The sequence below is a fragment of the Peribacillus sp. NPDC056705 genome (assembly GCF_043656335.1).
This window is the reverse complement of sequence record NZ_JBHTYI010000022.1, coordinates 1-25,987: the sequence shown is the minus strand read 5'-3', so window position 1 is coordinate 25,987 and position 25,987 is coordinate 1. Positions and strand designations below refer to the sequence as shown.

At 39.1% G+C, this 25,987-nt stretch carries 20 protein-coding genes and 1 pseudogene; 5 read left to right on the top strand and 16 right to left on the bottom strand.

The window, feature by feature from the left end:
• Positions 1 to 145: 145 nt before the first annotated feature.
• The 4 genes from ACFRAK_RS20395 to pdxS form a co-directional block, all read right to left on the bottom strand.
• A complete protein-coding gene (locus ACFRAK_RS20395; RefSeq protein WP_387598913.1) occupies positions 146 to 733 on the bottom strand; it encodes a TetR/AcrR family transcriptional regulator in 588 nt (195 codons plus the stop codon).
• A 174-nt stretch (positions 734 to 907) separates the two neighbouring features.
• A complete protein-coding gene (locus tag ACFRAK_RS20390) occupies positions 908 to 1,654 on the bottom strand; it encodes an SDR family NAD(P)-dependent oxidoreductase (RefSeq protein WP_394572341.1) in 747 nt (248 codons plus the stop codon).
• A gap of 155 nt (positions 1,655 to 1,809) precedes the next feature.
• Complete coding sequence (gene pdxT / locus ACFRAK_RS20385) at positions 1,810 to 2,409, bottom strand: pyridoxal 5'-phosphate synthase glutaminase subunit PdxT (RefSeq protein WP_387598916.1); 600 nt, start codon at positions 2,407 to 2,409, stop codon at positions 1,810 to 1,812.
• Between the two features lies 1 nt (position 2,410).
• A complete protein-coding gene (pdxS, locus tag ACFRAK_RS20380) occupies positions 2,411 to 3,298 on the bottom strand; it encodes a pyridoxal 5'-phosphate synthase lyase subunit PdxS (RefSeq protein WP_192204942.1) in 888 nt (295 codons plus the stop codon).
• 134 nt (positions 3,299 to 3,432) lie between these two features.
• On the opposite strand from pdxS, the gene pdxR reads away from it, so the two are divergent.
• Positions 3,433 to 4,827, top strand: a complete 1,395-nt coding sequence (gene pdxR, locus ACFRAK_RS20375) for a MocR-like pyridoxine biosynthesis transcription factor PdxR (RefSeq protein WP_387707520.1) — start codon at positions 3,433 to 3,435, stop codon at positions 4,825 to 4,827.
• A gap of 274 nt (positions 4,828 to 5,101) precedes the next feature.
• Here pdxR and pabB read toward each other — a convergent pair whose 3' ends face one another.
• The 7 genes from pabB to ACFRAK_RS20340 all read right to left on the bottom strand — a co-directional run bounded on the left by pabB (position 5,102) and on the right by ACFRAK_RS20340 (position 15,337).
• Positions 5,102 to 6,850: an aminodeoxychorismate synthase component I gene (pabB, locus tag ACFRAK_RS20370; protein ID WP_394572340.1), complete on the bottom strand. Its 1,749-nt coding sequence runs from the start codon at positions 6,848 to 6,850 to the stop codon at positions 5,102 to 5,104.
• Positions 6,851 to 6,942: 92 nt separating this feature from the next.
• Complete coding sequence (locus tag ACFRAK_RS20365) at positions 6,943 to 7,965, bottom strand: LLM class flavin-dependent oxidoreductase (protein ID WP_394572339.1); 1,023 nt, start codon at positions 7,963 to 7,965, stop codon at positions 6,943 to 6,945.
• A gap of 93 nt (positions 7,966 to 8,058) precedes the next feature.
• A complete protein-coding gene (locus ACFRAK_RS20360; RefSeq protein WP_387598928.1) occupies positions 8,059 to 9,057 on the bottom strand; it encodes an LLM class flavin-dependent oxidoreductase in 999 nt (332 codons plus the stop codon).
• A gap of 293 nt (positions 9,058 to 9,350) precedes the next feature.
• Entirely contained in the window at positions 9,351 to 11,597 is a 2,247-nt protein-coding gene (locus ACFRAK_RS20355) for an AAA domain-containing protein (protein ID WP_394572336.1), read from the bottom strand.
• Between the two features lie 232 nt (positions 11,598 to 11,829).
• Positions 11,830 to 13,626 carry an oligoendopeptidase F gene (gene pepF, locus ACFRAK_RS20350; RefSeq protein ID WP_394572335.1) on the bottom strand — a complete coding sequence of 599 codons (1,797 nt, stop codon included), beginning with the start codon at positions 13,624 to 13,626 and terminating at the stop codon, positions 11,830 to 11,832.
• 117 nt (positions 13,627 to 13,743) lie between these two features.
• Positions 13,744 to 14,370 (bottom strand): FMN-dependent NADH-azoreductase, encoded by a 627-nt coding sequence (locus ACFRAK_RS20345; protein ID WP_192204950.1) that lies wholly within the window; start codon positions 14,368 to 14,370, stop codon positions 13,744 to 13,746.
• A 232-nt stretch (positions 14,371 to 14,602) separates the two neighbouring features.
• Positions 14,603 to 15,337: a YqcI/YcgG family protein gene (locus ACFRAK_RS20340; protein ID WP_387598938.1), complete on the bottom strand. Its 735-nt coding sequence runs from the start codon at positions 15,335 to 15,337 to the stop codon at positions 14,603 to 14,605.
• 228 nt (positions 15,338 to 15,565) lie between these two features.
• Between ACFRAK_RS20340 and ACFRAK_RS20335 the strand changes: the two genes are divergently transcribed.
• Positions 15,566 to 15,820, top strand: a complete 255-nt coding sequence (locus tag ACFRAK_RS20335; RefSeq protein WP_260288278.1) for an alpha/beta-type small acid-soluble spore protein — start codon at positions 15,566 to 15,568, stop codon at positions 15,818 to 15,820.
• A gap of 144 nt (positions 15,821 to 15,964) precedes the next feature.
• Here the strand turns inward: ACFRAK_RS20335 and ACFRAK_RS20330 are convergent, their stop codons facing one another.
• A complete protein-coding gene (locus tag ACFRAK_RS20330; RefSeq protein WP_394572333.1) occupies positions 15,965 to 17,176 on the bottom strand; it encodes an iron-containing alcohol dehydrogenase in 1,212 nt (403 codons plus the stop codon).
• A 128-nt stretch (positions 17,177 to 17,304) separates the two neighbouring features.
• Positions 17,305 to 18,192: a R2-like ligand-binding oxidase gene (locus tag ACFRAK_RS20325; protein ID WP_387598947.1), complete on the bottom strand. Its 888-nt coding sequence runs from the start codon at positions 18,190 to 18,192 to the stop codon at positions 17,305 to 17,307.
• A 137-nt stretch (positions 18,193 to 18,329) separates the two neighbouring features.
• On the opposite strand from ACFRAK_RS20325, the gene ACFRAK_RS20320 reads away from it, so the two are divergent.
• Complete coding sequence (locus ACFRAK_RS20320; RefSeq protein ID WP_387598950.1) at positions 18,330 to 19,016, top strand: helix-turn-helix transcriptional regulator; 687 nt, start codon at positions 18,330 to 18,332, stop codon at positions 19,014 to 19,016.
• A 42-nt stretch (positions 19,017 to 19,058) separates the two neighbouring features.
• On the opposite strand, the gene ACFRAK_RS20315 is transcribed toward ACFRAK_RS20320, so the two are convergent.
• A complete protein-coding gene (locus ACFRAK_RS20315; RefSeq protein ID WP_141994439.1) occupies positions 19,059 to 20,147 on the bottom strand; it encodes a branched-chain amino acid aminotransferase in 1,089 nt (362 codons plus the stop codon).
• A 683-nt stretch (positions 20,148 to 20,830) separates the two neighbouring features.
• Between ACFRAK_RS20315 and ACFRAK_RS20310 the strand changes: the two genes are divergently transcribed.
• Complete coding sequence (locus ACFRAK_RS20310) at positions 20,831 to 22,099, top strand: L-lactate MFS transporter (protein WP_260288274.1); 1,269 nt, start codon at positions 20,831 to 20,833, stop codon at positions 22,097 to 22,099.
• Between the two features lie 594 nt (positions 22,100 to 22,693).
• The gene (locus tag ACFRAK_RS20305) at positions 22,694 to 23,761 is read left to right on the top strand and encodes an AI-2E family transporter (protein WP_387708112.1); all 1,068 of its coding nucleotides are present in this window, start codon (positions 22,694 to 22,696) and stop codon (positions 23,759 to 23,761) included.
• A gap of 359 nt (positions 23,762 to 24,120) precedes the next feature.
• Here ACFRAK_RS20305 and ACFRAK_RS20300 read toward each other — a convergent pair whose 3' ends face one another.
• The gene (locus ACFRAK_RS20300; protein WP_387598956.1) at positions 24,121 to 24,519 is read right to left on the bottom strand and encodes a VOC family protein; all 399 of its coding nucleotides are present in this window, start codon (positions 24,517 to 24,519) and stop codon (positions 24,121 to 24,123) included.
• A 114-nt stretch (positions 24,520 to 24,633) separates the two neighbouring features.
• A pseudogene (locus tag ACFRAK_RS20295) lies at positions 24,634 to 25,594 on the bottom strand (IS1595 family transposase).
• Positions 25,595 to 25,987 lie beyond the last annotated feature (393 nt).

Here is a 25,987-nt window from a genome sequence, read left to right as displayed (position 1 = left end):
ATTTATCGTAATAGTCTGAAAAATATAAGTCAAATCTTACACTCTGGTTTAATAGATTCACAAATTTGACTGCATCGTTTCTGAATGCATATAAAACGGTCATATTTGCGGCTTGATGCACATGCCTTTAAATATGACCGTTTCTTTATGTATGATTTTGTTTACCATGAATACCATATACCAAAAGTTGTGCAATGTTCTTAATTCGTTCAGGAGTAAAATACGGCTCCTTTTTTTGTTGATGGATTTCATAATGTGTAGATAATGCCAATGTAAAAGAAATGATCCCTACATTAAATAGGATAATGTCAGAGATATATTGTATCTCTCCGCTATCTATTCTCTTTTGTATTTCAATATGCTTGGCATTTGTCTTGAAAATCTGATCTATATATTGCTTTGAAATATCTTGATCGAATTGTGTTTCCCTAAATAATATTGAAAACTGTTCTTTATTTTCAAGAATTTTTCTTATCATGGTGCAAACATGATTCTCCACTAGTTCATCCGTGGCTAGATGGCTAGTCACATCTTCGGGTTCCTCATTTTCATTAGGGGTGATTGTAGCCAAAAGCAAATCTTTTTTGCTGTCAAAGTATTTATAAATAGTAGCTTCGGAAACATTGCATGCAGAGGCAATTTCATTCGTTCTTGTCATGTCAAAACCTTTAGTGGCAAAAAGAGTCCGGGCTACATTTATGATTCGTTCTTTGGTTTGCTGCCCTTTTTTCAAAAATATCAACCTTCTTTTATAAAGATAAGACCGGTTTCACCAATCTATTTCTATGATATCTCGGTGGTAGCAATCGGTCAATATTACCTTTGATTTGTTAGAATTAATATTCCCATATATCATAAATAGAAAACATCGTCTAATTGGGACGATGTTTTCTTTTTTTTTTGAAAATCACTTAAAAGATGCATAGCCATCATCGACCATGACTACACTTCCATTGATCGCATCCGCTTCCTCTAACGATAATAGATAGACGGCATTTGCAATGGCTTCTGGCTTGATTAATTTACCGCGCATTTGACTTGCATTCAATTTATCGATGATTCCCATATCTTTATAGCCTTGTATGATAGGAGTGTCAACCCCGCCTGGCGCAATGCCCACTACGCGTATGCCATAAGCGCCCAATTCCAAAGCTGCTGTCTGTGTCATCATTCTTACAGCGCCTTTAGTTGCCTGATAGGCAAAAGTCCCATGGGAAGCTAAGTAGCCAAACACGGAAGCGGTATTTATAATGACCCCCTTGTTATCTAGCTCCTTCATTTTCCGTCCTGCTGCCATGATTCCAAAAGCAACTCCGTGCTGGTTCACTTCAATCGTCTTGAAGTAACCCTCCATATCTTGATCGAGGATCATACCGCCTGCACCAATGCCGGCATTATTAAACATGATATCGATCCTTCCGTATGTTTGCACTGCTTTATTGATTAACGATTCAACTTCTTCCTGCTTAGAAACATCCGTTTTAACAAAGATGGCCTCTCCACCATCCGCTTTTATCTGTTCAACAGTTTCCTGTCCCATTTCCTCATTAAAATCTGCAACGACGACCTTGTCCCCCTTTGCTGCGAATTTCAAGCATGTTGCTCGGCCAATTCCGCTTGCTCCTCCTGTAATAACTGCAACTCTTGCTGTCATTTCCATTCCCCTCTCACCAATAAAAAGCATGTAAGTGATTACTTACTTTTTATATTATAAAAGTAAAGGATATTGAATTCAAGCAATATGTATTTTTATAGTGATAGGAGCATTCAAAAATGAAGCTGCCCTATTAATAGGACAGCTTCATTTGTTTAGGAGGTTTTCAATTCGACCTTACTTACGGAGGTCTTCACCATTTCAATGAAAAGTTGCAGAAAACGATCATCACCTGTTAATTCTGGATGAAACGCACTGACAAGGACATGGTCTTGTCTTGCAGCCACTACATTCTCTTCATAAACTGCCAATACTTCCACACCTTCTCCAATTCCATCAGCAAACGGCGCCCGGATGAATACAGCCTTATAAGGGTCTTCCATTCCTTTGATTGTTAGTTCAGCCTCGAAACTATCCCGTTGACGTCCAAATCCGTTCCGTTTCACGGAAATGTCCATTAGTCCAAGATAGGCCTTCTCATCGCCAGCCAATTCATTGGCCGCCAATACCATCCCTGCACATGTACCGAAAATAGGTTTTTTACCCTCGAAGAAAGTTTTGATCGGTTCCATAAATCCATAACGATCCATTAGCTTCCTCATCGTAGTGCTTTCTCCGCCTGGAATGATCAAGCCGTCGATTTCCAGCAACTGTTCCGGTTTTTTTACTATAATTGCTTGTTCGCCGGCAGCTTTGATTTGGTTCAAGTGTTCTTCAACTGCTCCCTGTAATCCCAAAACACCAATAGTTATCATATTACCATCCACGTTCCTGCATCCGTTCTGCCGGAGCTAGTTTGGAAATATCAATTCCTTTCATTGCACTGCCCAACTCTTTGGATAACCGGCCAATCAATTCATAATCGGTGAAATATGTAGTAGCTTGAACGATTGCCGATGCGAATTTTTCTGGATTTTCAGATTTAAAAATACCAGAACCCACAAAAACGCCATCTGCTCCCAATTCCATCATCAGTGCTGCATCAGCTGGAGTGGCAATTCCGCCAGCTGCAAAGTTAACTACAGGCAATTTACCTGTGCGTTTGATTTCTCTTAAAATTTCATAAGGGGCTCCAATATTTTTTGCCTCTGTCATTAATTCATCATCACTCATGATGCTCACTTTACGAATTTGTGACTGTACCTTTCTCATATGACGCACAGCTTCCACAATATTACCAGTACCTGGTTCTCCTTTTGTACGAAGCATTGATGCTCCTTCACCAATACGGCGTGCAGCTTCGCCTAAATCACGGCATCCACAAACGAAAGGTACGGTGAAATCACTTTTCAGAATATGGTATTCTTCATCAGCAGGAGTCAGCACTTCACTTTCATCGATATAATCCACTCCCATGGATTCAAGTACCCTTGATTCAACAATATGGCCAATCCTTGCTTTAGCCATGACCGGGATGGACACTGCATTCATTACTTCCTCGACAATTCGCGGATCTGCCATTCTAGCTACCCCGCCAGCCGCACGGATGTCGGAAGGAACCCTTTCCAATGCCATGACAGCGACAGCACCTGATGCTTCTGCGATTTTTGCTTGCTCAGCGTTAATGACGTCCATGATTACGCCACCCTTTTGCATTTGTGCCATTCCTCTTTTTACTGTTTCAGTTCCTAATAATTTTTCCATTTCTCTTCCCCCTAATATTTGCATTTTTTGGATTTGTTAGACTTAGTATAAAAAATAGTTGACCGCATTGAAAGTGTCAGTTTTAATAAACTTAATGGGGTCATCATTAAATTATTATAAAAGGTGGAAACAAAATGAATATGCTTTCTTGTGATTTAATTAGGTCAAGTGAAATACCTTTGTACGAACAATTATATTCACATATTAAAAAAGAAATCATTGATGGCCGTCTTCTTTACGGTACAAAGTTGCCATCCAAACGGAAATTGGCAGAGTTCCTTCAAATAAGTCAAAATACTGTCGAGACTGCATATGAACAATTGACTGCTGAAGGATACGTTGAAGTCATACCCAGAAAAGGGTACTATATTCAAACATTCGAGGATTTAGAATATACACAAACGAACCAAGTATCCTTGGAAAAAAATAATCATAAAAAAAGGGAATTACTGTATCATTTTCATCCCAGCCAAATTGACACGGAACACTTCCCATTTGAAAAATGGAGAAAATACACGAAAAGCAAAATCGATGAATCACATCAAGATCTTCTTTTACTGGGGGATTCTCAAGGGGAATATGAACTACGATGTGAAATTGCCCATTATTTGTATCATGCACGTGGTGTACAATGTGTTCCCGAACAGATCATCATTGGTGCAGGAATGGAAATTTTATTGCAGCAGCTTGTCCTTCTATTCGATAAAAATGCCATCTATGGTGTTGAAGATCCTGGGTATCACTTGATTCACCGGATTTTACGCAGCTACCCAAATGAAGTCCACCCCCTGCAAATTGATGAAGAAGGCGTAAAGGTTAACCAAATTGAAGATACGAAGATCGACGTCGTGTATGTCACTCCCTCACATCACTTCCCAAATGGGACGATCCTATCCGTTAACAGAAGGACGCGATTGTTGAACTGGTCCCAGGGGGCAACAAACCGCTATATTATCGAAGACGATTATGATAGTGAATTTCGTTATAGTGGAAAAACAATTCCTTCCTTACAAAGTATGGATGCTGGTGATAAGGTAATTTATTTAGGGTCGTTTTCCAAATCATTAATGCCATCGATTCGGATCAGTTATATGGTTCTTCCCGCTCCATTGTTACAAATTCATCAACAGGAATTATCTTTTTACCATTCCACCGTTTCTCGGATCGATCAGCATGTGTTGACACAGTTCATGAAGGAAGGCGATTTCGAAAAGCATTTGAATCGAATGAGGAAAGTTTACCGTCGCAAGTTGGATAAAGTGATCGATTTGTTTAAACCACATAAGCAAATAAAGATCATTGGTGAACGGTCAGGTTTGCATATCGTCCTCATCGTTAAGAACGGAATGGATGAAGAGACACTTATTCAAAAGGCAAACGAAAATCATATTAAAATTTATGGACTATCGACATATTCTATTGAAAAAATTGACGATGCCCCTCCAAAAATCATATTGGGCTTTGCAGGGATCCCTGAAGCCGAATTGGAAAAGGCCATCCACCTTTTATTGATCTCATGGGGTTTATAAAGAAAAAGAAGTTCACTGTCGTGAACTTCTTTGCGCTTGTCAAACAAAATGAGGTTCGGAATGCTCTCATCCCGATTCCCTTTCAAATTTTAATACTAGACTTTTATTTGTGATGAAACCGTTGAAGAAATTTGCGACACTCCGGCCGAATGTTATTCCAATACTCATTCCTGAATTTCCGGTTTATTCGTCAGCAAATGAATATTTTTTCACTCGCAAGCATTCCATAAACAGCAATAAAGATTTCAATTTTCACTTTTTACGAATAATCAGCTTAGAAAGTTAAATTGACTTTTAATTTCCCTCGCACGCTATTAATAAACCAAATTTCCTCAGCGTTATTTAGGTCATCCTTTGAAATGGTTTTTTCTTTGATTTCCTTCTTCCTGATCAAGTCTTGACGAAATGTTCCAGCAAGGAGACCTGAGTCCACCGGAGGGGTATAGAGTTCACCATTTATCTTCACCACAACATTCCCATTCGTGAATTCCGTAATGAATCCTTCTTCATTCCAAAGCAGAACATCCTGGAAGTCGGGATTATTCATTTGAAAGCCTTCATATACATCACGATTGGTGGTCTTATGAAATAGAAATGGGTTTGCACTTGATATTGGAGTTTCAGCCAGGATGGCCGTAAATTCCGCATCAAGGGGCTTGATTGCTTGTCCGGAGACTTCAATTTCACCATTTTCATTAAGTAGCACCCTTACCTTTTGCAACGTCCCAAGGTTTAATTCCGCATATTTTTGGAGTCGATCTCTTAAACACAATTCAGAGAATCGGTAATCGAAGTAATCAGCGGATTGTTTCATCCGATCGATATGATCATTCAACAAATAATATTCGCCATCCTTGAGTTTCATCGATTCCAATAGTTTGTAAGCAGGCCTTTCCACCGTCAATAATTTGGCTTTTAAAAAGGCTTCGTCATATTCTTCCGATAACTCGGAATCCCAGGTGATTCCCCCGCCTACCCCATACTCAGCTTTCCCTGTTGCCTTATCGATCACGACTGTACGAATCGGCACATTAAAAACGGCTTCGGATTCAGGGGTGATAAACCCGATTGCACCGCAATAAACTTCACGTGGTGAATTCTCGATATCAGCAATGATCTCCATCGTTTTTATTTTAGGTGCGCCTGTTATCGATCCACATGGAAAAAGAGCCTTGAATATATCAATGATTGTTGTTTCCGGATTCGTATCAGCTGTAATCGTGGATGTCATTTGCCAAACGGTCGGATATTTTTCAATTGCCTTAAGCTGAGGAACCTTGACGCTTCCAGGTTCTGCAATCATTCCCAAATCATTTCTCAGCAAGTCCACAATCATATAATTTTCAGCTTGATTCTTTTCCGAGGCTGCTAACCAGTCTGCATTGAGCTGATCCATTTTCAGAGTCGTTCCCCGCTTTACCGTTCCTTTCATTGGGCGAGTAATCAGCTGACCATCTTCCCAACGGAAAAACAACTCGGGTGAAGCCGATAGGATTCGATGTGTCCCCACATTCAAATATGCACTATAGTTCGAGCGTTGGGCTTTCTTCAAGCGATCAAAGAAAGCGAAGTCATCTCCTTTGAATTGGGATTTCAAACGCATCGTATAATTGACTTGATAGGTATTGCCTTTCTCGATTTCGAATTTTATTCTTTGAAACCCGGAATGATAGGTATTTGAATCCATTTCTGATTTCCATTCAGCTAAATTAAAAGCCCCGGTCATTTTTTCAGGTAATTCTTCTTCCGCTTTATCAAAAATCCCGAACCATAATAATGGCATTTTGGCTCCATCTTTTACTTTAAAAGATTTTTCAAAAGCAGGTGCCGCTTCATAGGAAACATATCCCGCTGCATAATGCCCCTGTTGAATTGCTTCCTGGACTTTTTGGAATTGGGGAAGGACATCCTCAATTGAATGGGCGGTGAACACTTTTTTCGGGTTCGTAAAAAAAAGAGGCCGGCTGTCACCTTGTTTATCTGTGAAGTGAAATATTAAGGATAAAGGATCTTCTCGTTTCATTCTGCTCTCCTAACTTTGTTTATGAAGACAATCGGTATGTATTTTATAAAAAAGCTTGCAGACACGTAATCTGCAAGCTCATTCTTTGACACTTATTTCATTCCAGTAACTTCTGCAATGATTTCATAAGAACGAAGGCGTGCATCCTGATCATAAATGGCAGAGTTTATAATCATTTCATCCGCCTGTGTTTCATTTAAAAATGCCTGCAACTGCTCTTTAACCTCTTTTGGATTTCCTATAATGGAAGCGTTCAGCTGCTTCATGACAATGGCCTTTTCATATTCTGTCCAAAGGCCCTCCATCGTATCAACTGGAGGAGCAAGTTGACCAGGTGTGTTCCTTATCAAATTCAAGAACTGCTGTTGATAAGATGTAGCGATCCTTTGCGCTTCATCCGTAGTATCAGCTGCAAATACATTCATACCAACCATGACATAAGGTTTATCGAGAACGTCGGATGGTTGGAAATTATTGCGGTAACGAGCTAAAGCTGGTTGAGTGTTTTCAGGGGAAAAATGGCTTGCAAATGAAAATGGCAATCCCAGCTGTGCTGATAATGCTGCACTGAATCCGCTTGAACCAAGCAGCCAAATCGGGATATCCTGTCCTTCGCCAGGGATGGCGCGAACACGATTATGTTTAGAGTCCGCATCTAGATAGCTACGGAGCTGTGCCAATTGTTCAGGAAAATCCTGACCGTTATTACGTACATCACCCCGGAGTGCCATGGCTGTAAATTGGTCGCTTCCCGGAGCACGTCCCAGTCCTAAATCTATTCTACCAGGATACATTGCTTCCAATGTTCCAAATTGTTCTGCGATAACCAGTGGTGCATGATTCGGTAGCATTATACCTCCAGAACCTACACGAATTCTTTCCGTCCTACCTGCAACATAGCCTATAAGCACTGACGTTGCAGAGCTTGCAATCCCAGGCATGCTATGGTGTTCTGCAACCCAGAAACGGTTGTAATTCCATTGCTCCGCATGTTTAGCTAATTCTACTGTATTTTTAAAAGCTCCCGAAACTGTACCACCCTCAACGATAGAAGCCAAATCCAGAACGGAAAAAGAAATGTCGCTAAGTTTTTTAGCTTGTTGATCAGCATTCATATCTTCATCTTCTTTCTTTCAATTATGATTAATTGGACGCAAAGCCATCATATAGAAAATGCACACAAAATGCACATAAAATGCTCGAACGGATTAACTGTTAAGAATTTCCCTGGCAATCAAACGAAACGAATTAAGCCGATCCTCCAACTTATGAGTGATGGTTATCAGCATGATTTCATCAGCTTGATATTTCTCCTGAATCTCCAAAAGCCGATGCTTCACTTGTAAAGGGGTACCAAAAATCAGTTTTTTATCCAAGGTTTCCATCAGTGCTTTTTCTTTTTCAGTCCACACATGGTTCCTTACCTCTTCTATACTTGGAACCTGCGTTCTTTCCCCTTGACCACTTTGAATTTTCCATAGAATGTTGCTAAGAGCGATTTCTTTTGCACGTTCCTCGGTTTCTGCGCATATGGCCGAAACCGTAACGATTGTTTTAGGTGCTTTAAGTAACCCTTTTGTTTGAAAGTCCTCACGGTACTGGTGAAAACTCTGCACGCCATCATTTTCACTCATGAATTCACCAAACGCGTATGCAGTGCCATTCTCAGCGGCAAGTTTTGCACTTTTCCCACTTGTCCCCAATATCCATGGTTCAGGCGGTACCATTGGGATAGGAGCAGCAGAGAGATTTGAAAAAGGATGTTCTTTTGGAAATTCATCTCTTAGAAAATACAACAGTTCTTGAACAAGTTCTGGCATTTTGTAAACATTCTGAAGAAAATTATCGGATAATGCCATCGTTGCTTCTGCAGAGCCACCAGGAGCACGCCCCAGTCCCATATCAATCCGTCCTGGAAAAAGTGTTGCAAGCATATGATAAGTCTCTGCTATCCTATATGGCTTATAATGCGGAAGCAGCACTGCCCCTGATCCAATCCGGATATTTTTTGTTTGTGCACCAATGTAGCTTATCAAAACCTCTGGAACGGAACAGGCCAATCCCGGCAGATCATGATGTTCAGTTAACCAGATTCTGCTATAGCCCAGTCTATCCCCTTCTTGTGCTAGTTGTAATGATGCCTGCAATGCTTCTTGTGCTGTCTGTCCGGATGCAATTGGGGATTGATCCAAAATGCTCAGTTTCATTTTTTGTTACCGCCTTTCTTGGCTTTCGTAACTTAATGGTAAATCATAACTAGTCGAAAGTCGCTTGAAATGCTTGCTTTGTTATTTTAGTTTGCAGCCTTTAACGGATATTATAAGGGGTTGAAACTAAATCGGGGAGTAGAAGCGAACTATATATTCTAGCGAGGTATTTGGTTTAATACATTAATTGCGCAGGTGCTCGGGTAAGGAGTCATTTCACCACTTATTCTATCGAGGTTTTTTTTGAAAGAAATGCATATAAAGAAAAGCCCTTTTTAAGGGCCTTTCCGAAGTTATTCACTTTTTTTGAATTGAGATAGTAATTCATCTGCCATTATTTGCGAATCCAAACGGGCCGCAATAAATGGGGGCTGGACCCGATTATTGGACTCGACGGGCAAACCTAGCCAGACAACTCTTTTATCAAAGATGATAAAGGAAAAGGAAACTGGTGAACAAATAAAATGATCAGCGTTGATATCAGGATTTCTTTTTGCTGAAATGGTCGTCAATTTCACTGCAGGGTTTCTTTTCATCAAATATTGCTGCCATTCTTCTGACAAACTGTTCAAATCTGGAACAGCGATAACCATCTCTTGTTTTGTTGATTCAATATCTTCCTGAAAGTCCCCTAATTTACGGGCATGCATCCATTGCAATTTCGGGTGCTGGTGTTTAACCCATTTTCCAATGTCTTTCTTTGATACAATCTGATCATTTTGAATTTGATGATCGACAAGCTGACGAAGTGTTTTGCTGCGATAAACGTGTTTGTTAACAAATGAAGTGTCACATACATGTACGAACTTACCCTTAGTCCTTGTTATGGCCACGTTAATGAGCCTTTCACTTTCTCTCCCTGTCAATAACATTCCAGCCCTGTTTTGCGGATAACTATCAACAGTGTCAAAGATCATCATCTCACGTTCACTTCCCTGGAAACGATGTACAGTTGCAGCGATGATATCCGCCGTTTGCCGTTCTTTCCCATATAAGTCATCCAATAGTTTTTCCATCAAGTCTGCCTGAGCACGATAAGGGGCAACATAACCAATTGACCTTGATCCGCCCACATAAGCTTCATGAATCAGTTGAAAAGATAAAAGCAATTGCCATATATTCATTCTCGAATGGGATGTCCGTTCAGTAATGCAATATTCCCCTGCTAAGCTAGTATCAAGAAGTGCTGCTGCCTTATTGGCAAACGGTTCCGACAGCATTATACCTTCCCTGCTAGTCGCAACACTTTTATGATCGCCAACAAAATTGTTATAGACGACACGATTAGTGAATGCTGAAATATCCGGATGCATGCGGCGCTGTTCCTTTAATAGGAATAAATGAGGGTGGAGTTCTCCTTCTTCAACAGACTGGGCAACACCTGCCCGATGAAATATGTCTTCCTTCAGCCAAAGTTTCACGAGGGAATCGCGAGCAGAAGCTATGGGTGGCAATTGTTTGAAATCACCACAAACGATAATATGCTTGGCTAACGCTGCAGCAAAAGCTACCTGAGGTACGTAAGCCATACTCGCTTCGTCCAAAATAACCAGATCATACTCTTTTTGATAAACCGTTTCATCATTTGCGGCTTTAGCTAAGGTCGTTCCGATGACTTTTGCTTCTTTTACGAATTGAACCTCTTTTTGGCGGATTTTCTCCAAGACTTTGGCCAGCTTTTTCTCTATCTCAATTAATTGATCTGTATCCCTTTTACTGAATGACCCTGCCAAGTCATACTTTAATAGACGTTTTTCTTCGCCAAGCTCTTCTTTTTCTTTAACTAATGTCGGTTCATGTTTCCCTAATAATTGCCCTGTAACAATATCATCATGGTTGGCTAGTGATTCACCGGTTTGAGATCCATAGCGAAGCACATCGCCTTCTTTGAAACGATCTTTCTTTTTAATGAATGATGAAATTTCAGCCATCAAAACATCGACAGCTGTGTTGCTATGGGACAAAACCAGAATTTTTTTATCTTGTAAATAATGATTGGCTACTGTACGAGCCAGTGTATAGGTTTTTCCTGTACCAGGGGGTCCCCAAACAAAAGTGACAGGATTGAACTTCGAGCGCGCATATAATTCTTTTACACTGCTTTGTTTTTCATTTAATGGATGTTTTTGCGGCATGGACGGATCCATCAGGCGCTTGATCCGAAGCCTTTTCCTTTTGCTTCTCTTGATTTCATCCAAGCGCACAATCAATTGTTCCAGCAATTCCCAGGGATCATGGTATAAAAAGGCTTCACCTATCATATCTCCTAAAGAAAGATCAAAAACAACGATTATACTTTTCCCCTCTGATGAAAGGATTCTTCCATCTTGTTTAATCCCTCCCCATTCCAGTCGAACGAGGGAACCGACAGGGATTTTTACCGATGAACCTGTTTCAAAATAATAATTGAAAGAACCGTCACTTGTAAGCAGATAGCCGTTTGAAACCAGGTATTTTGTGCTGCCATACTTTTTCAAATGCAAGATCTCAAGTTGTAGTGCCTGCTGCCATTCTTTTATATAATTTACTGTCGAATTCATTTTTCACTTTCCTCACAAAATATGCCATTGAAGTACAAAGAAACTGGCCCATTGGCTAGGCTCCGATGTTTAAAATAACGCTGTCACCATGACTTTTTTCGCGAATTACCTGTTTCTTCAGCATATAAAATAAGGCCCAATCTATTGATTGGGCCTTTCCTACGCCAATGTTTTAACTATACCATTATTTATAAAATCATACCATGGGCTCTTTTGGAAGAAATGGTTTAGATTAGCCTTCGGACAAATCAGTGAATTGGTCGACCAGATCGCTGAAAATCTTCATTGCATTTTCGATTGGATCAGGTTTAGTTAAATCTACGCCTGTTTTCTTTAGCAGCTCCAATGGAAAATCGGAACTCCCGCTTTTCAAGAAAGTCAAATAACTTTCAAGTGTTTTTTTGTCCCCAGAAAGGATCTTATCAGCGATAGTAATGGCTGAAACGTAACCAGTAGCATATTTGTAGACATAAAACGGACGATAAAAGTGTGGGATGCGTGACCAGCCATACTTCACTTCTTCATCGAAAATTATTTCATCTCCATTATAAGCACGAAATATCGATTCATAGGCTGTATTAAAAACCTCGGCATTTAGAGGTTCATCATTTTCAGCTTTTTCATGTACGATCTTTTCGAACTCCGCAAACATCACCTGTGTGAAGAATGTTCCTTTAAAACTATCTATGAAATGGTTAAGTAAGTGTTTTTTCTTCTGTACATCTTTTGTAATCTTAATTAAATGGCGAATCAAAAGGATTTCATTCACAGTTGATGCAACTTCCGCGACAAAAATGGAATACCCTGCACTTATTTGCGGTTGGTATTTTGAGCTATAGTATGAATGCATACCATGTCCAGATTCATGAGCAAGTGTAAATACACTATCTAAGTCATCACGGTGATTTAATAAGATGAAAGGGTGAACGCCATAAAGTCCTAAATTGTAAGCACCTGATCGTTTTCCAGGTGTTTCCCTGACGTCGATATATCTTTTTTCCTTAAAGGTTTTCAGGATTGTGATATACTCTTCGCCAAGAGGTTTCAGGGCCTCCACCATCAAAGAAAAACCATCATCGTAAGAAATCTCCTCTTTAGCGCCTTCAACTAATGGTACACTTAAATCATAGGCACGCAATTCTTTTACACCCAACAATTTTTTCCTTAAGTGAATGTATTTATGCATGGGTCCGATATTTTGCTTAGTAGACATAATCAAATTATCATAAACCTCTTTTGGAACTTGATCTCCAAATAATGATTTTTCCAAGGCAGATGGATAATTTCTTAGTTTTGACAGATTCACATTATTCTTGATTGCTGTGGAAAGTGTGGAAGCGATTGTATTCTTCAATTGTACATATGGCTGATAATAGGCGAAATAGGCCTCTTTTCTTTTATCGCGATCATCGTCTTCGATCAATTTGGAATACATTCCTCGCGTCAGCTCTACCCTCTCGCCGTCTACATTCGTAACTTCACCAAATTTAATATCAGCATTGTTTATCATCCCGAACGTTTTTTGAGGTGCTGAAAAGGCTTCGCCTATTTGGGAAAGCACCTCTTCTTGTTCTTTCGTTAACACATGGGCCTTATAACGGAAGGAATCCAGTAGATCCTCCTCAAAATATTTCAAACCCTCGATTTCATTTATGTACCCTTTTAATGTGGGTTCTTCCAGGCTCAAAAGAAAAGGCATGAAAAATGCAGAAGCATTGCTTATTTTCTGCCCTAACTTACCAGCCCGATCCAGTAATGCTTGTGATGAGGTTACCCGTGTATCCAAATCTGCTTGAAGCATGGCAAAAACATATAGCTTGTTATAAATGTACCCAAGTTCCTCACTTAATCGTAAATACTCGAACAAATCTTGAGCCGACTGAATATGTCCATCGTAAGTTTTTAATTTCTCTGTCATCTTCAGGACTTCTTGATAATCTTTTTCCCAATTAGACTGATCATCGAAAATATCTTTTAAGTTCCATGTTTCTTCCATTTTTATTTCGTCACGTGATTTAAACGTTTGCATATTGTCTGCACTTCCTTTCATGCTTATAGGCTTACCCTTTATTATAATCGACTTTCAGAAAAATCTGCATAGAAAAACCAGTATGCTAAAAATACATACTGGTTTCGCCTTTTATAATTAGAATTTTGCAGCAGTTTCAGCCACTTTCGCTAATCCTTCGGCAACGATATCCTGTGAGCGATCTGGGTATTGATTATGTCCCTCGATTACGACTGTTTCTGGGTTTGTTATACCCCATAAGTTCAAATTCATCGTTACGTATTTCTCTGCCATTTCGCCAGCATCCATTCCAGGCAATGCATAATCGGACCCGCGTGCATTAAGTAATGCCACTTTTTTACCTCCAACTAAGCCGACTGGGCCTTCAGCTGTATATTTGAATGTTGTTCCCGCTTGAGCAAGATAAGAAATATAAGTTACCAATGGTGCTGGAACCGTTGCATTCCATAGTGGGAAAGCAAATACTACTTTATCGGCAGCAAGGAATTGATTCAAGTATTGTTGCACGATATCGGCAATCTTCACTTCTTCTTCAGTCAATTCCATACCTTGGCTGCGTTTATATAGAGCAGTAATTGCTGTATTTCCGTAGTAAGGTAAGTTCAGGTTAAATAAATCCAATTCAGTTATTTCATCGTTACTATTTGCTTCCTTATATGTGTTCAAAAACGTTTCATACATTTTGACACTAATAGCTTGATCCGCAGGGCGGTCATTTGATTTAACAAATAATACTTTAGACATTTTCGTTCCCCCAATTGTTAATTTTGTATGTTATTTTAAAAATAGCATTTAATCCATATATCTCGAATTAACTGCAATTGCTACTTTCACATTATAAAACCGAAAATCCAATAAGGCAAGAAATTTGTTTTTTATTTTCAAATGTCCATTTCATGAATTTTCACGGATTGATTTTTTATCCCCATTACCTTCCAAGGAAGATACGAAAAAACCGAGAGCAATTTGCTCTCGGTTAAGTTAACTCTTTATGATGGAAGGGGCACTTACCTTTTATCGGTTCTATATCATCCCCTATGAAAAATTGTTTCCATTCATTATGATTTACATCTCCAAAGTGACTGATATCAGGATGTTTTGGAAGGTTATCCCATTTCTCCACTCGTTCCCGAACCTTTTCACGCGACATGATTCCGCCTTTTTCCGTTCCTTCCAGGCCTTCAAAGATCATCCTGGGCTGGAATCCAAGTACAAGGCTATTTCCTAAATCTCGGGTTTTACGCTGTTTATAAGCAGGTGCATTACCAAAGACGAAGATTGGTTCCCCTGCAAAATGATAGTCCCATAAATAATGTTCGGGATCTTTCGGCGTTTCAATTGGCCAAGGTTTTTCATCTGCTTTATGCAGGTATTGCAGGATATCCCAAAACCTTTTACGGTACAATTCTATATCACCCTCTATCGATTCAGGCTCCATAAAGACAAAAAGGCCATGCCTGATATATGGTGGATCCTGAAATAAATCAAGAAAGCTTTCCACTGCTTTTGGGAGATTGGACCAATCTTCCTGAGTGATATAAGCATAACGAAGTTCCCCTTTATTTTCAGCTTTCATACCAAAATAACAAGGAAAGGTTTTATCGGTCACTGTATTATGGAATGTTTGATATTCCTTAATTAACCATTGCGGCACTCGATCGGGATTTGTCATATCTTCTTTTGTTAACAAACTTGAATTAGCAGTCAGCATCATTTTTCTCCTTACATCATTTTATTATATGTTACCCGCTTTAAATAAACTAAAACTTCTTCTGGCTGGAATAAACTCAATCAATCGTATCCTATATAATTACTTCATTATTTAAGAGATTATGACTGACTCCCGATTCATCGGGAGTCAATTAAAAACTTTCGATCTGCCTATTAATCATTTTCTTTACATTGGGATAACCTAAGAAAAAAAAGGAGTGATGCAAAATTGGCAAGGAGAAGGAAAATTCTAGTATCTGAAGCACGAAAAGGACTCGATGATCTAAAAGCCAAAGTAGCTGGTACAAAGGATCCCGAAGAAGCAAAGTTTGAAGTAGCAAAAGAAATGGGCGTACCGCTGAAAAAAGATTATAACGGAGAACTGACCTCCAAGCAGAATGGAAAAATAGGTGGAAAGTTAGGCGGAGGCATGGTCAAGGAACTTATAAAGATGGCACAGGAGAACTTAGGAAAAAAACATTAAAAGAGCCGATCCCGGTTGGGGTTGTTTATTCAAAAGATCATATATTAATCGAACTGAATGAACGAAAAAATTCGGAACTTAGTACATCGCAATTATTACTCAACGCAAAAGAGCCAACCTTTATAGGCTGGCTTTTTTTTAGTATTAATTAATTCTCACGGGTGTAACTCTTGAAACTACTGACATTATTAATTCCTCCGACATCGGGTAATTAGCGGCAGCTGGATCCGTCATTACCGCTTTAAGAATTCTTCCCATATTTGAATGGTCAATTCCATAGGCGCCGAAGTCGGAAGGCAGCCCAAGATCAGATAGGAAAACACGGAGCTTTTCTACCACTTTCGCTAAGATCCCTTTTGAATCTTCATCATGTATTTTCACATTAAAAGCTTCGGCCATCAAATGGGCCTTTGGAAGATATAAATCCGGATTTGTTTCCATGACGACCGGTAATAATACGGCATTAGCCAAACCATGCGGAATACGGAATAATGCCCCATATGCGTGGGCAAAGTTATGAACTGGAATCGCATTCATTGCACTGCAAAATGCAGTGATTCCCATCATGCTTCCATGAAGCATTTCCATTCTGGCCTCAATATTCGTTCCGTCCTTTACGGCCCTCGGTAAGTTTCTTTCAATAACTCGAATGGCCTGATAAGCATACGCATCGGTTATTGTTGTCGCTGCAGGTGAAACGATCGCTTCAATTGCATGTGTCAATGCATCTGCACCAGTAAACGCCGTAATGTCAGATGGCAGTCCGACTGTTAATTCGGGATCTAGAATGGCAACATCCGAACTTAAAAAAACATTGTATATATTCATTTTGACTTTTTTACGTTCATTATATATGACTGCGATCGGGGATACTTCAGAACCGGTCCCTGCTGTTGTGGCTACGGAAATATGCGGGATATTCATGGATTGCGCTTTTGGAAAACCCTCATACAGATAACCGCCTGGTATCGAATCATTTATATCCGTAATTCCTTTATATAATCCGAATTTCAATGCCTTTGCTGTATCGATGACACTCCCTCCACCAATTGCAAGGATGGCATCGGCATTCACTTCGCGTGCATATTTCAATGCTTCGTTTACACATTCACTAGCCGCGTCTTGTGTAACATCCAGAAACTGTCCCACTATTTCAGCTTTGGCACTTAATTTCTGTTGCTCAAAAGTTTCTGCAACTTGTTTAACGACACCTGCATTTTCCAAGCCGGCATCACTCACGAGTAGAATCCTTTTGGCCCCGAAACCATTGAATAGGGCCGGAATGAGTGAACGAGTGTTAGTGCCACTGTAAACTGAAGACCTTAACCAAAAATTCGAATGAGCGTTTACCTTCATAAAATTTCACCTCAGATATACTAGTTTATAAACGCAATTAAGAATTGTTCATGCCCGGCTATCAAGTTTCTGATGGCCAGTCAGTATGAAAAGTAAAATGGATACTAAGCTTGTCTCTTTTATCGGCTTTATATAACCCCATATTCCTTTTCGTTAGTTTGATAGATCTCTTCAATCCCCTTTCCTTTTGCCCTGGCCAAAATCTCCATCCGTACTGTTAATTGTTTCATGGTAAAATTCAATATAGCTTGTTGGTCATTATCAAATGGATTTCCTAACAGATCATATCCCTCTGTATTTAACGCGATGGCTAGTGGTGAAAGTTCCTCCATTCGCTTTTCAACCTGTTTAAAGATATGCGGATGTTCACTGATGATTCTCTGCAGGAGGAAGGTCCCATAAGCAATATGGCGTGATTCATCCTTCTTCAAAAGTCCCACACCTTTTAATAAACCAGGCATCATTTTATTTGCTTCGAGGGTCTGATAAAACCCAAAATATCCAGTTTCTGCAAGCACACCCTCTGTAAACATATTATAAACAGTGGCTGCTTCTGCCAATGCTTCAGGTGATTGATCGGATAAGAGTTTCTCCATGGCTTCAGGCAATATTTCATAAAAAATCGATTTATAAGTTTCTGAGTGATAAACCGTCAAATCACCCGTTTCACCTATTTGATCTAATGTATAACGAAAGAACTCCATATGCTTCGCTTCCTCGAACAGAAATGTCGTTAAGTACATTTCTTCTTCAATCCTGCCTTCCTTGGCAATCGTCATAATTAAGGGAAGCAAATCCAAAGTCACCGCTTCTTCCCCGCCCTGAAAAAGGGAAATGATCCTTAATAACACTTGCCTTTCAATATCAGTAAATGACTTCCAATCTTCTTTATCCTGGTTGAAATCAATGTCACGAGGATTCCATATACCGAATTTCTTTGCCTTTTGATAAAGTTTAAATGGTAGGGAATCTTCTTTAAAACTCCGGCTGGTGGTCGTTAAATTCATTCTTTTCATGGTAATGCCTCCTTGAAATTATGAACTTTGAACTTTTGAATCTCTGGATTTTTAAAATTTGTAAGAGTTTTCATTATATTGTAAGATATTAGTAGCGTTTATCCTAGCACTGAAAATGTAGGGAGGAATAAAGTCGAATGCTTGAGGAAACTCTGTTGAATCATGTAAGAAAGATATCCCAACAAAAAGATATGGCAGATAAATCACAAATGATTGTAAAAGGCTGTGTGGATTTTTTTTCATTTCAACGAGCATCTTTATTCAGTTATTCATGTTTAACGGGAATGGGTGAAGGAATATGTGCATGTACAAGTGAAGATACCTTTTCATTACATAATGTTAGAGAAAATATTCATGATATATACCCCATCCACCAAGCAGTCATCCATAACAAACCCATGTACTTAACCATACAGCATGCAAAATCCTCCATCCCTGCAAAATACGTTAAAAGATTTTCCATCTCATCATTGGCAATCATTCCGATAATTGTGAATGACTTGGCTATCGGTTTAGTTTTAGTCGACCCCATTCACGCTAACGAGCCAATTACCAAGAATGATTTAAATAAGCTTTCCCATTATTTAAAACTGGCTGTCGGTTCAACAATGGATTCCGCCCCTCCCACTTACCTTCTAAGCAAACGTGAAGTGGAGGTCCTTCAATATTTAGCCAATGGAATGGGATTAAAGCAAATGGCACCAATAATGAGCGTTAGTGAATTTACCGTCAGAGATCATATTTCTTCTGCTATCAGGAAATTGGGAGTGAATCATCGGACAGAGGCCGTCGCGGTTGCCATAAGAAACAAAATGATTATGTGAAAACAAAAAAAACCTTCAAAGAAGGTTTTTTTTGTTTAAGTATTATTGAGTTACTTTTTCTTCAACTTTCGCAGTCCAGTTCAACTCGTCTGCGACTTTACCTGTTTGCACACCTGTCAGTGTATCATAAAGCTTTCTAGAAAGTTCTCCAGTTTCCCCGCTTTGAACAATCATTTCTTCACCATTCCACAAAAATTCACCAATTGGTGAAATGACCGCGGCTGTACCCGTTCCAAAAGCCTCTTCCAATTGACCTAATTTATAGGCTTCATGGACTTCTTCCATCGAAATGCGTCTTTCCGACACGGGAAGGCCCCAATGTTTCAGCAATTCGATAATGGAATCACGAGTAATACCCGGAAGGATACTTCCATTTAAAGCAGGAGTGATAATTTCACCATTAATTTTGAAGAAAACATTCATGCTTCCAACTTCTTCGATATACTTTTTCTCTACTCCGTCTAACCAAAGAACTTGGGCATAGCCCATCTTTTCGGATACTTCTTGGGCTTTCAGGCTCGAGGCATAATTACCGCCCGTTTTGGCTTCACCCGTACCTCCATTAACTGCACGTGTGAAGGCTGACTCCACTGCAATTTTAACTGGATGAATACCTTCTTTATAATACGAGCCCACTGGTGACATGATGATGATGAACTGATATTTATCCGATGGAGAAACTCCTAGATATGGCTCAGTAGCTATAATGAATGGCCTGATATATAAGGATGTCCCTTCTGCCTGGGGAACCCAATCCTTATCAACGCTAATTAAAGTCTTTAAGGCCTTCAACGCAAAATCAACGTCGATATCCGGTATGCATAATCGGCTATTTGAACTATTTAAGCGTTGGAAATTCTTTTCCGGACGGAATAAGATAATTTCATCCTCAGGTGTTGCATATGCTTTCAATCCTTCAAAAACGGATTGACCATAGTGAAAAATCATAGCTGACGGCTCTAATGAGAGCGGTTGATAAGGAACAATTCTTGGATCATGCCACCCTTGCCCTTGTGTGTAATCCATTATAAACATATGATCGGTAAACTGCTTACCGAACTCAAGCTGGTCCGCCTGTGGCTTTTCTTTCTTTGTTGTACTAAGCGTGATTTGCATGTCATGTTCCTTCATTACCAAAACCCCTTGTTGATTAAATTTACAAGATTTCACTTCCATAAAATCTATCTTTAATTAGTTTACTCCTATCAGGAATCATAGTTCAAGCCTTCAAGACGAAATTTTCGGAATTTTTTCAAAATAAATGGAATTTTATTGATTTCCAGACTATGATTCCTGAAAAAAGGATGAATTATTCCTGAAATCTTTCAAAAAATATCAATTCCGATTGTTCGCCAAGGTGTCCTGAAATAGTGAATATTAGAATAATTTTACCAAAATAATTAAAATAAAGCCAATGAGAATGATTCTAGTTATTTCATCATGGCACCTTAAGTAAATTCCTTCGTTTTCCTTTTTGCAAACAGTAAAATCGATAAATAAAAAGATATGCAGCAAGTTCCTGATTGCAGGTGCTCTAAAAACACTTAAAGCTGATACCTACAAACTTATATATATAACACCAAAGAAAATATAACTTTTTTTATACTGATTCATAAAGTTGCTTTTTCGTGCCATTCCCAATTTTAATCAAATGGAATAAAGAGGGAAATTTTCAAAAAATTCAATTTAGTAGTTTACTACTAAATAATAATCTTATATACTTATCCCACAAGATAGATAAAACGCATGCAAAATTAGAAATTATAGATAAAACGCATGCAACTTTCTTATTTTTGACGAAAAGGGGTAACAACATGACAAAAAACAGATGGTTAATCGCTTTATCAGCTATCGCCATTCACCTTTCCATTGGTGGTGCGTACGCCTATAGCGTATACAAAAAACCGTTAGTTGAGACTATGGGGTGGTCAGAAACTGAGGTAACGTTAGCATTCACAATAATGATGGCGCTTGCAGGAACTTCTGCAGCCTTCTTTGGTAAATTCGTGGAAAAAAATGGTCCGAGAAAGTCAGCTATGGTCGCGGCTGTATTATTCGGTTTAGGCCAAGCCGGTTCCGGTTTAGCAGTGATGGTCGATTCACTTCCGCTATACCTATTGACATATGGGGTTTTAAGTGGACTTGGCATGGGGATCGGGTACATTTCACCAGTATCCACTTTAGTCAAATGGTTCCCAGATCGCCGGGGATTAGCAACAGGAATGGCAGTATTAGGATTCGGTGCCGGAGCTCTCATTACAGCCCCAGTAGCTGCAAGCCTTATGGAATCCGTTGGGATTTATACTACCTATTATATTTTAGGAGCGGGCTATTTCATACTGATGTTCTTAGGTGCATCCTATATTGCACCTCCAAAGGCCAACTGGCTACCTGAAGGAATGAAGAAAGATATTGAATCAGGTAAGAAAGAACTAAAGAAAGACCTAAGGCAATTAACTGCAAAAGAAGCGGTTAAAACTAAACACTTCTGGATGTTATGGTCCATGAAATTGATAAATACCAGTGCAGGAATCATGATGATTTCTGTAGCTTCACCTATGGCTCAAGACGTTGTTGGTCTGTCTGTAGCAGGTGCAGCAACATTAGTCGGCATTATGGGAATCTTCAATGGCGGAGGAAGACTTGGCTGGGCAGCAGCATCTGATTATATTGGCCGCCCAAATGTTTTCGTCATTTTCTTCATCATTCAAATCGGAGCGTTCCTTTTACTTCCGACGACTACAAATACACTATTGTTCCAAGGACTCATTTTGCTGGTCGTTAGTTGTTATGGTGGAGGATTTTCAAATCTCCCTGCGTTTGCCGGGGATTTATTTGGAACTAAGGAAATTGGGGCCATCCACGGTTATCTTTTAACTACGTGGTCTCTAGGCGGGGTTTGCGGACCAATGTTGGTTACTGCAATCAGGGAAAGTACGAACAGCTACATCCCGGTATTCTACGTTTTCGCAGTATTAATAGCGATAGCATTCGCCATCTCCATCTGGCTGCGTCTCGACATTAAAAAAATGCAAAGAGCACAGAATCAAGGAGTAACGAACACATTAAGTAAAATATCCTAATTTAAAAACTTGCAAAAAGGCATTATCAAGTAAACTTCCCTAAACGGAATTTACCTTTGATGATGCTTTTTTAGTTTGTTTATGGCTATTACGGTGTATCTTTTTGAACTGTAGCACAACCGAAGATTTTATGGATTATGCCATTCTCCCGGAATGTTTGCTCGTACAGTTGTGATCATTTCTAATGCTTAATCGCAGTAGTCATGGGAATTGCATTTAGAGGTGCAATCCTTGTAGGCGGACTTTATTCAGGACTTATGCACGTAAAGGCAGGAAAACGACAAAGTACCGACACCGATATTTTTTTAATAATTAACCATCATTTCACAGTGAAAGTCTTGTATTCGATTCCAACAGCTTCGTTTGGTTGCTGCTTTATCTATCGGAATTCCAAAAAAGTATAAGAAATACGAATTCCAACTTTTTAAATCAGGTGATTAGATTCAAAAGTGAAACATTCCAATCGAATTAAAGATGAATGATAAACGTTCATCATTATAACATGTTTTGCACCAAACTTTTGAACAAGTTATATAGTTTAACATTAAGCTAAATCAGGGAATTAAGTAAGAGATGGATTTAGGAGGGATTGTCTTGTGGATCAATAAACCGTTTTTCAAATATGCATGCGCGACCATTTTGATCATTTTAATTATTTTTTTACTAGGTAAGATTGATTACGTTCTGCTGCCGCTACAAAAAATCATTGCTGCCATGTTTTTCCCTATTATTGTGGCTGGGCTTTTATACTATATATTACGGCCGGTAGTTAACTTATTAACTGAATTTATCCCGAGGTCAATTAGCATCTTCACCGTGTTTTTGATTATATTTAGCATGATTGGGATGGTAAGTTACTTTGGAAGTCCTTTAATCGTGGACCAATTTCAAAAATTATCTGAAAACCTCCCAAGCAAAGTCAAGGAATTCTCTAAAGAATCTGAAGTGATGATTGAGAAAAATGATTTTGGCATGGTTAATATGGAGGATCTAAAAGAAAAAGCGGTCACGCATTTGAAAGATTACTCGGAAAAACTAATAGTGAATGTCAATACCATTTTTTCCACAATCACGAGTGTATTAACAGTATTGGTCATTACACCATTCATTTTATTCTATTTCTTGAAGGATGGAGATAAATTAAGACCATTTCTATTAAAATATATACCGAACGATGTTGAATCAGAGGGAAACACTATATTAAAAGACGTCGATAAAGCCCTTTCAACATATATTATCGGTCAATTCATCATATCAATCGTCATTGGGACTTTGATGTATATCGGCTACTTGATTATCGGTCTCGATTATGCACTCGTATTAGCCATATTCGCCATGATTTTTACCGTTGTACCATTCCTTGGTCCATTAATAAGCATCATCCCTGCCCTTTTCATTGCCTTACAGCAAGACATTGGGTTGGCAGTGAAAGTACTCATTGTCCTTACCGTTGTTCAACAGGTCGAAGGGCACTTGGTTACACCGAATATTATGGGAAAACGGCTTAACATTCACCCGCTTACCATTATCTTATTGCTGCTTGCTGCAGGATCAATATACGGTTTCATAGGCATTTTAATCGCTATCCCCACTTATTCCGTAGTAAAAACGATTATAGGGAATTTCAGGAAATTTTATAGATTACGAAAAGGGATTACTTAATTAAGGACTGTATCCTTAGTAATCCTAAATAGAAGTATTTTAAAAAAGGACATCCTATCAACGCTTCTGATTGTAGATATAGTAACCTCGATGAGAAGCGGGTTGGCTGCAGTTTTTTTCTTGAAAAGTGTTCAATTGAAATCCGCTCCCTTTCCGCCGACTGCCTGCCAAGCCTCCACTCCGCAAGCGGCTGCGGGGTCTCGGCGAGCCAGTTTTTCGGCAGGAGTGTCGCAAAGGTCTTAAATCCAATAAGTTTACCTGCGGATTTAAAAAAACGCTGTTTTGGTAATGTTTTTTGCTATTGCCTTAGTAAGATAAAGGAACTTAAAAATTGCTTGAAGTTCCCTTTCTTCAAGCTGTTAAACTTCTATTGTTTCAACGATTGCTTTAATACGTTCTTGCTCTTCGTTCTTATCCAAGTATTCAAAAAATCCAAGTCGATTTCCCCACGGGTCTGTGAAAGTTCCCCATTTAACTGGAACTTCTGGTCTTGAATGTATTGCAAAACTATCAATCTTTAGCTCTTCTACAAGTCTATCTCTTTCAGCTTCAATGTTAGTAACCCCTAATCGTAATGGTCCGTTACCGTCAATAAGAAGTCCTTCAGCGACCTGCAACCAACAACCAGGAATGAGTTCCCACTCTGCAAATCCATCGTGTGGAGTAAATTCAGGCTCCTTATTCAGCAGTGTTCCATACCACTTTTGCCCTTCTTTTATGCTGGAAACCCGAACCTGAGTAGTCATTTCAAAAATCATTAGTAACCCTCCTAAATATGTATAATCGAATATAATTATACCATAATTTAACAATTAATTCTGTAGGGATTTTCAAGCAGTTCTTAACATCTGAACTGTTGTATTATTTGATTTTTAACTGGCTGAAATAAGCTTTTGCTCAACTTATTTTTTCAAATGCTAAATGCTTATCTATTTCTAACCAAACCAATAGGGATAGTTATCAAGGTATTTTGTAGCCACGCCTTGGAAACGTCTAATCCACGTTTTCAATCGACTATGAAAGTTATTAACGTGCTGAATATGAAAAATACCTTTCTTCACCCGTAGTTTTTGACGTTCATTGATTGTTTAGAATTGTAAGCCTTTAATGTTGGCAAACTTCTTGTAGTTAGTTACCGTATCAGTGCATAGTAAAGCAGTTGGATGAATATATTTGCCAATCGCTGCATCAATCTCTTCGCTTTGACACGCCCTGTACCGGCTTTTAGAGCAACGATATTATAAATACTGTCTTGTGACGCCACAACAGCAATTTTTAGGTCAGATATGCCTCTTTTTTCGTCTTTTGCAGTACACTTCTTGGCTATATGGTGTGTAACTTCTTGCCCTTTCATTGACTCAAGAAAGAAAGTCTCGTCAATTTCCACAATACCTTATAATTATTCAAAGTCTACTGAACGAAGTGCATTTAAGATTTTATGTCTCCAATAAAAAGCGGTTGAAATGTGTATTTTTAGGCGTTTAGCAATTTTAGGCAGTGTGTAGCCTTCAACCATCATTTCCATTTACTTTACCCATTTTTCAGGATAGCGTGAGCCTAAAAATGGTGTTTTGGTCATATCGTTAAAGGTCTTATTGCAATCTTTACACAGATAGCGTTGACGTATCTTGTACTTTCCTTTCCGTTTTGCTGCTGTACTCCCACAATGAACCCAAGCCATTCCGCTACTAAAACGAATTTCTTGGATAGTTTTGAGAAGTTCGGTAATCTTATCAGGTTCATCTGGAAATAAGTCGTTTTTAAGTGCTTTAAAAGCTCAAATTGTTCTTCTTTTGTAAGTTCATTTACATCTTCATACACATCTAACCACATACCGTCGCCACCTTAAACATGATTTTATCGACCTATCAATAGGGGGGCAAGAAAGCAACAATTTATGCGAAAACAGCGTTAAAAAAACATTCCAGTTGTTTGGAACGGAAGGCGCGAGACTCCTGCGGGAAACTCGTCCAAGGGAGACCCCACAGGCGTTAAGAGCGCTGTGGAGGCTCCCGGGCCGCCCTCGGAAAGCGAGTGCCTGGAGTGGAAATGAAAGTTCAAATTTCACAAACCCTCAAAAAAGTTCCCGTTGATTTCATAAAACCGTACCAAGAAGGAAAACCTATTTTTGTTTTAGGCTCTTTTCGTAAAGATTGTTGTTTTTAAAACGAAACGATTTAACGTTGATTGGAGCGCAAGTGCGAGACTCCTGCGGGAGCAGCGGGA

Bases quoted from the DNA above. Each gene is read 5' to 3' on its own strand.
- ACFRAK_RS20315 (WP_141994439.1), bottom strand. From the start codon at position 20,147: ATGAAGGAACATGACATGCAAATCACGCTTAGTACAACAAAGAAAGAA.
- pdxS (WP_192204942.1), bottom strand. From the start codon at position 3,298: ATGGAAAAATTATTAGGAACTGAAACAGTAAAAAGAGGAATGGCACAA.
- ACFRAK_RS20390 (WP_394572341.1), bottom strand. From the start codon at position 1,654: ATGACAGCAAGAGTTGCAGTTATTACAGGAGGAGCAAGCGGAATTGGC.
- ACFRAK_RS20360 (WP_387598928.1), bottom strand. From the start codon at position 9,057: ATGAAACTGAGCATTTTGGATCAATCCCCAATTGCATCCGGACAGACA.
- ACFRAK_RS20310 (WP_260288274.1), top strand. From the start codon at position 20,831: ATGACAAAAAACAGATGGTTAATCGCTTTATCAGCTATCGCCATTCAC.
- ACFRAK_RS20355 (WP_394572336.1), bottom strand. From the start codon at position 11,597: ATGAATTCGACAGTAAATTATATAAAAGAATGGCAGCAGGCACTACAA.
- pepF (WP_394572335.1), bottom strand. From the start codon at position 13,626: ATGCAAACGTTTAAATCACGTGACGAAATAAAAATGGAAGAAACATGG.
- ACFRAK_RS20300 (WP_387598956.1), bottom strand. From the start codon at position 24,519: ATGATTTTTGAAATGACTACTCAGGTTCGGGTTTCCAGCATAAAAGAA.
- ACFRAK_RS20345 (WP_192204950.1), bottom strand. From the start codon at position 14,370: ATGTCTAAAGTATTATTTGTTAAATCAAATGACCGCCCTGCGGATCAA.
- ACFRAK_RS20340 (WP_387598938.1), bottom strand. From the start codon at position 15,337: ATGCTGACTGCTAATTCAAGTTTGTTAACAAAAGAAGATATGACAAAT.
- pdxR (WP_387707520.1), top strand. From the start codon at position 3,433: ATGAATATGCTTTCTTGTGATTTAATTAGGTCAAGTGAAATACCTTTG.
- pdxT (WP_387598916.1), bottom strand. From the start codon at position 2,409: ATGATAACTATTGGTGTTTTGGGATTACAGGGAGCAGTTGAAGAACAC.
- pabB (WP_394572340.1), bottom strand. From the start codon at position 6,850: ATGAAACGAGAAGATCCTTTATCCTTAATATTTCACTTCACAGATAAA.
- ACFRAK_RS20325 (WP_387598947.1), bottom strand. From the start codon at position 18,192: ATGAAAAGAATGAATTTAACGACCACCAGCCGGAGTTTTAAAGAAGAT.
- ACFRAK_RS20365 (WP_394572339.1), bottom strand. From the start codon at position 7,965: ATGAATGCTGATCAACAAGCTAAAAAACTTAGCGACATTTCTTTTTCC.
- ACFRAK_RS20320 (WP_387598950.1), top strand. From the start codon at position 18,330: ATGCTTGAGGAAACTCTGTTGAATCATGTAAGAAAGATATCCCAACAA.
- ACFRAK_RS20330 (WP_394572333.1), bottom strand. From the start codon at position 17,176: ATGAAGGTAAACGCTCATTCGAATTTTTGGTTAAGGTCTTCAGTTTAC.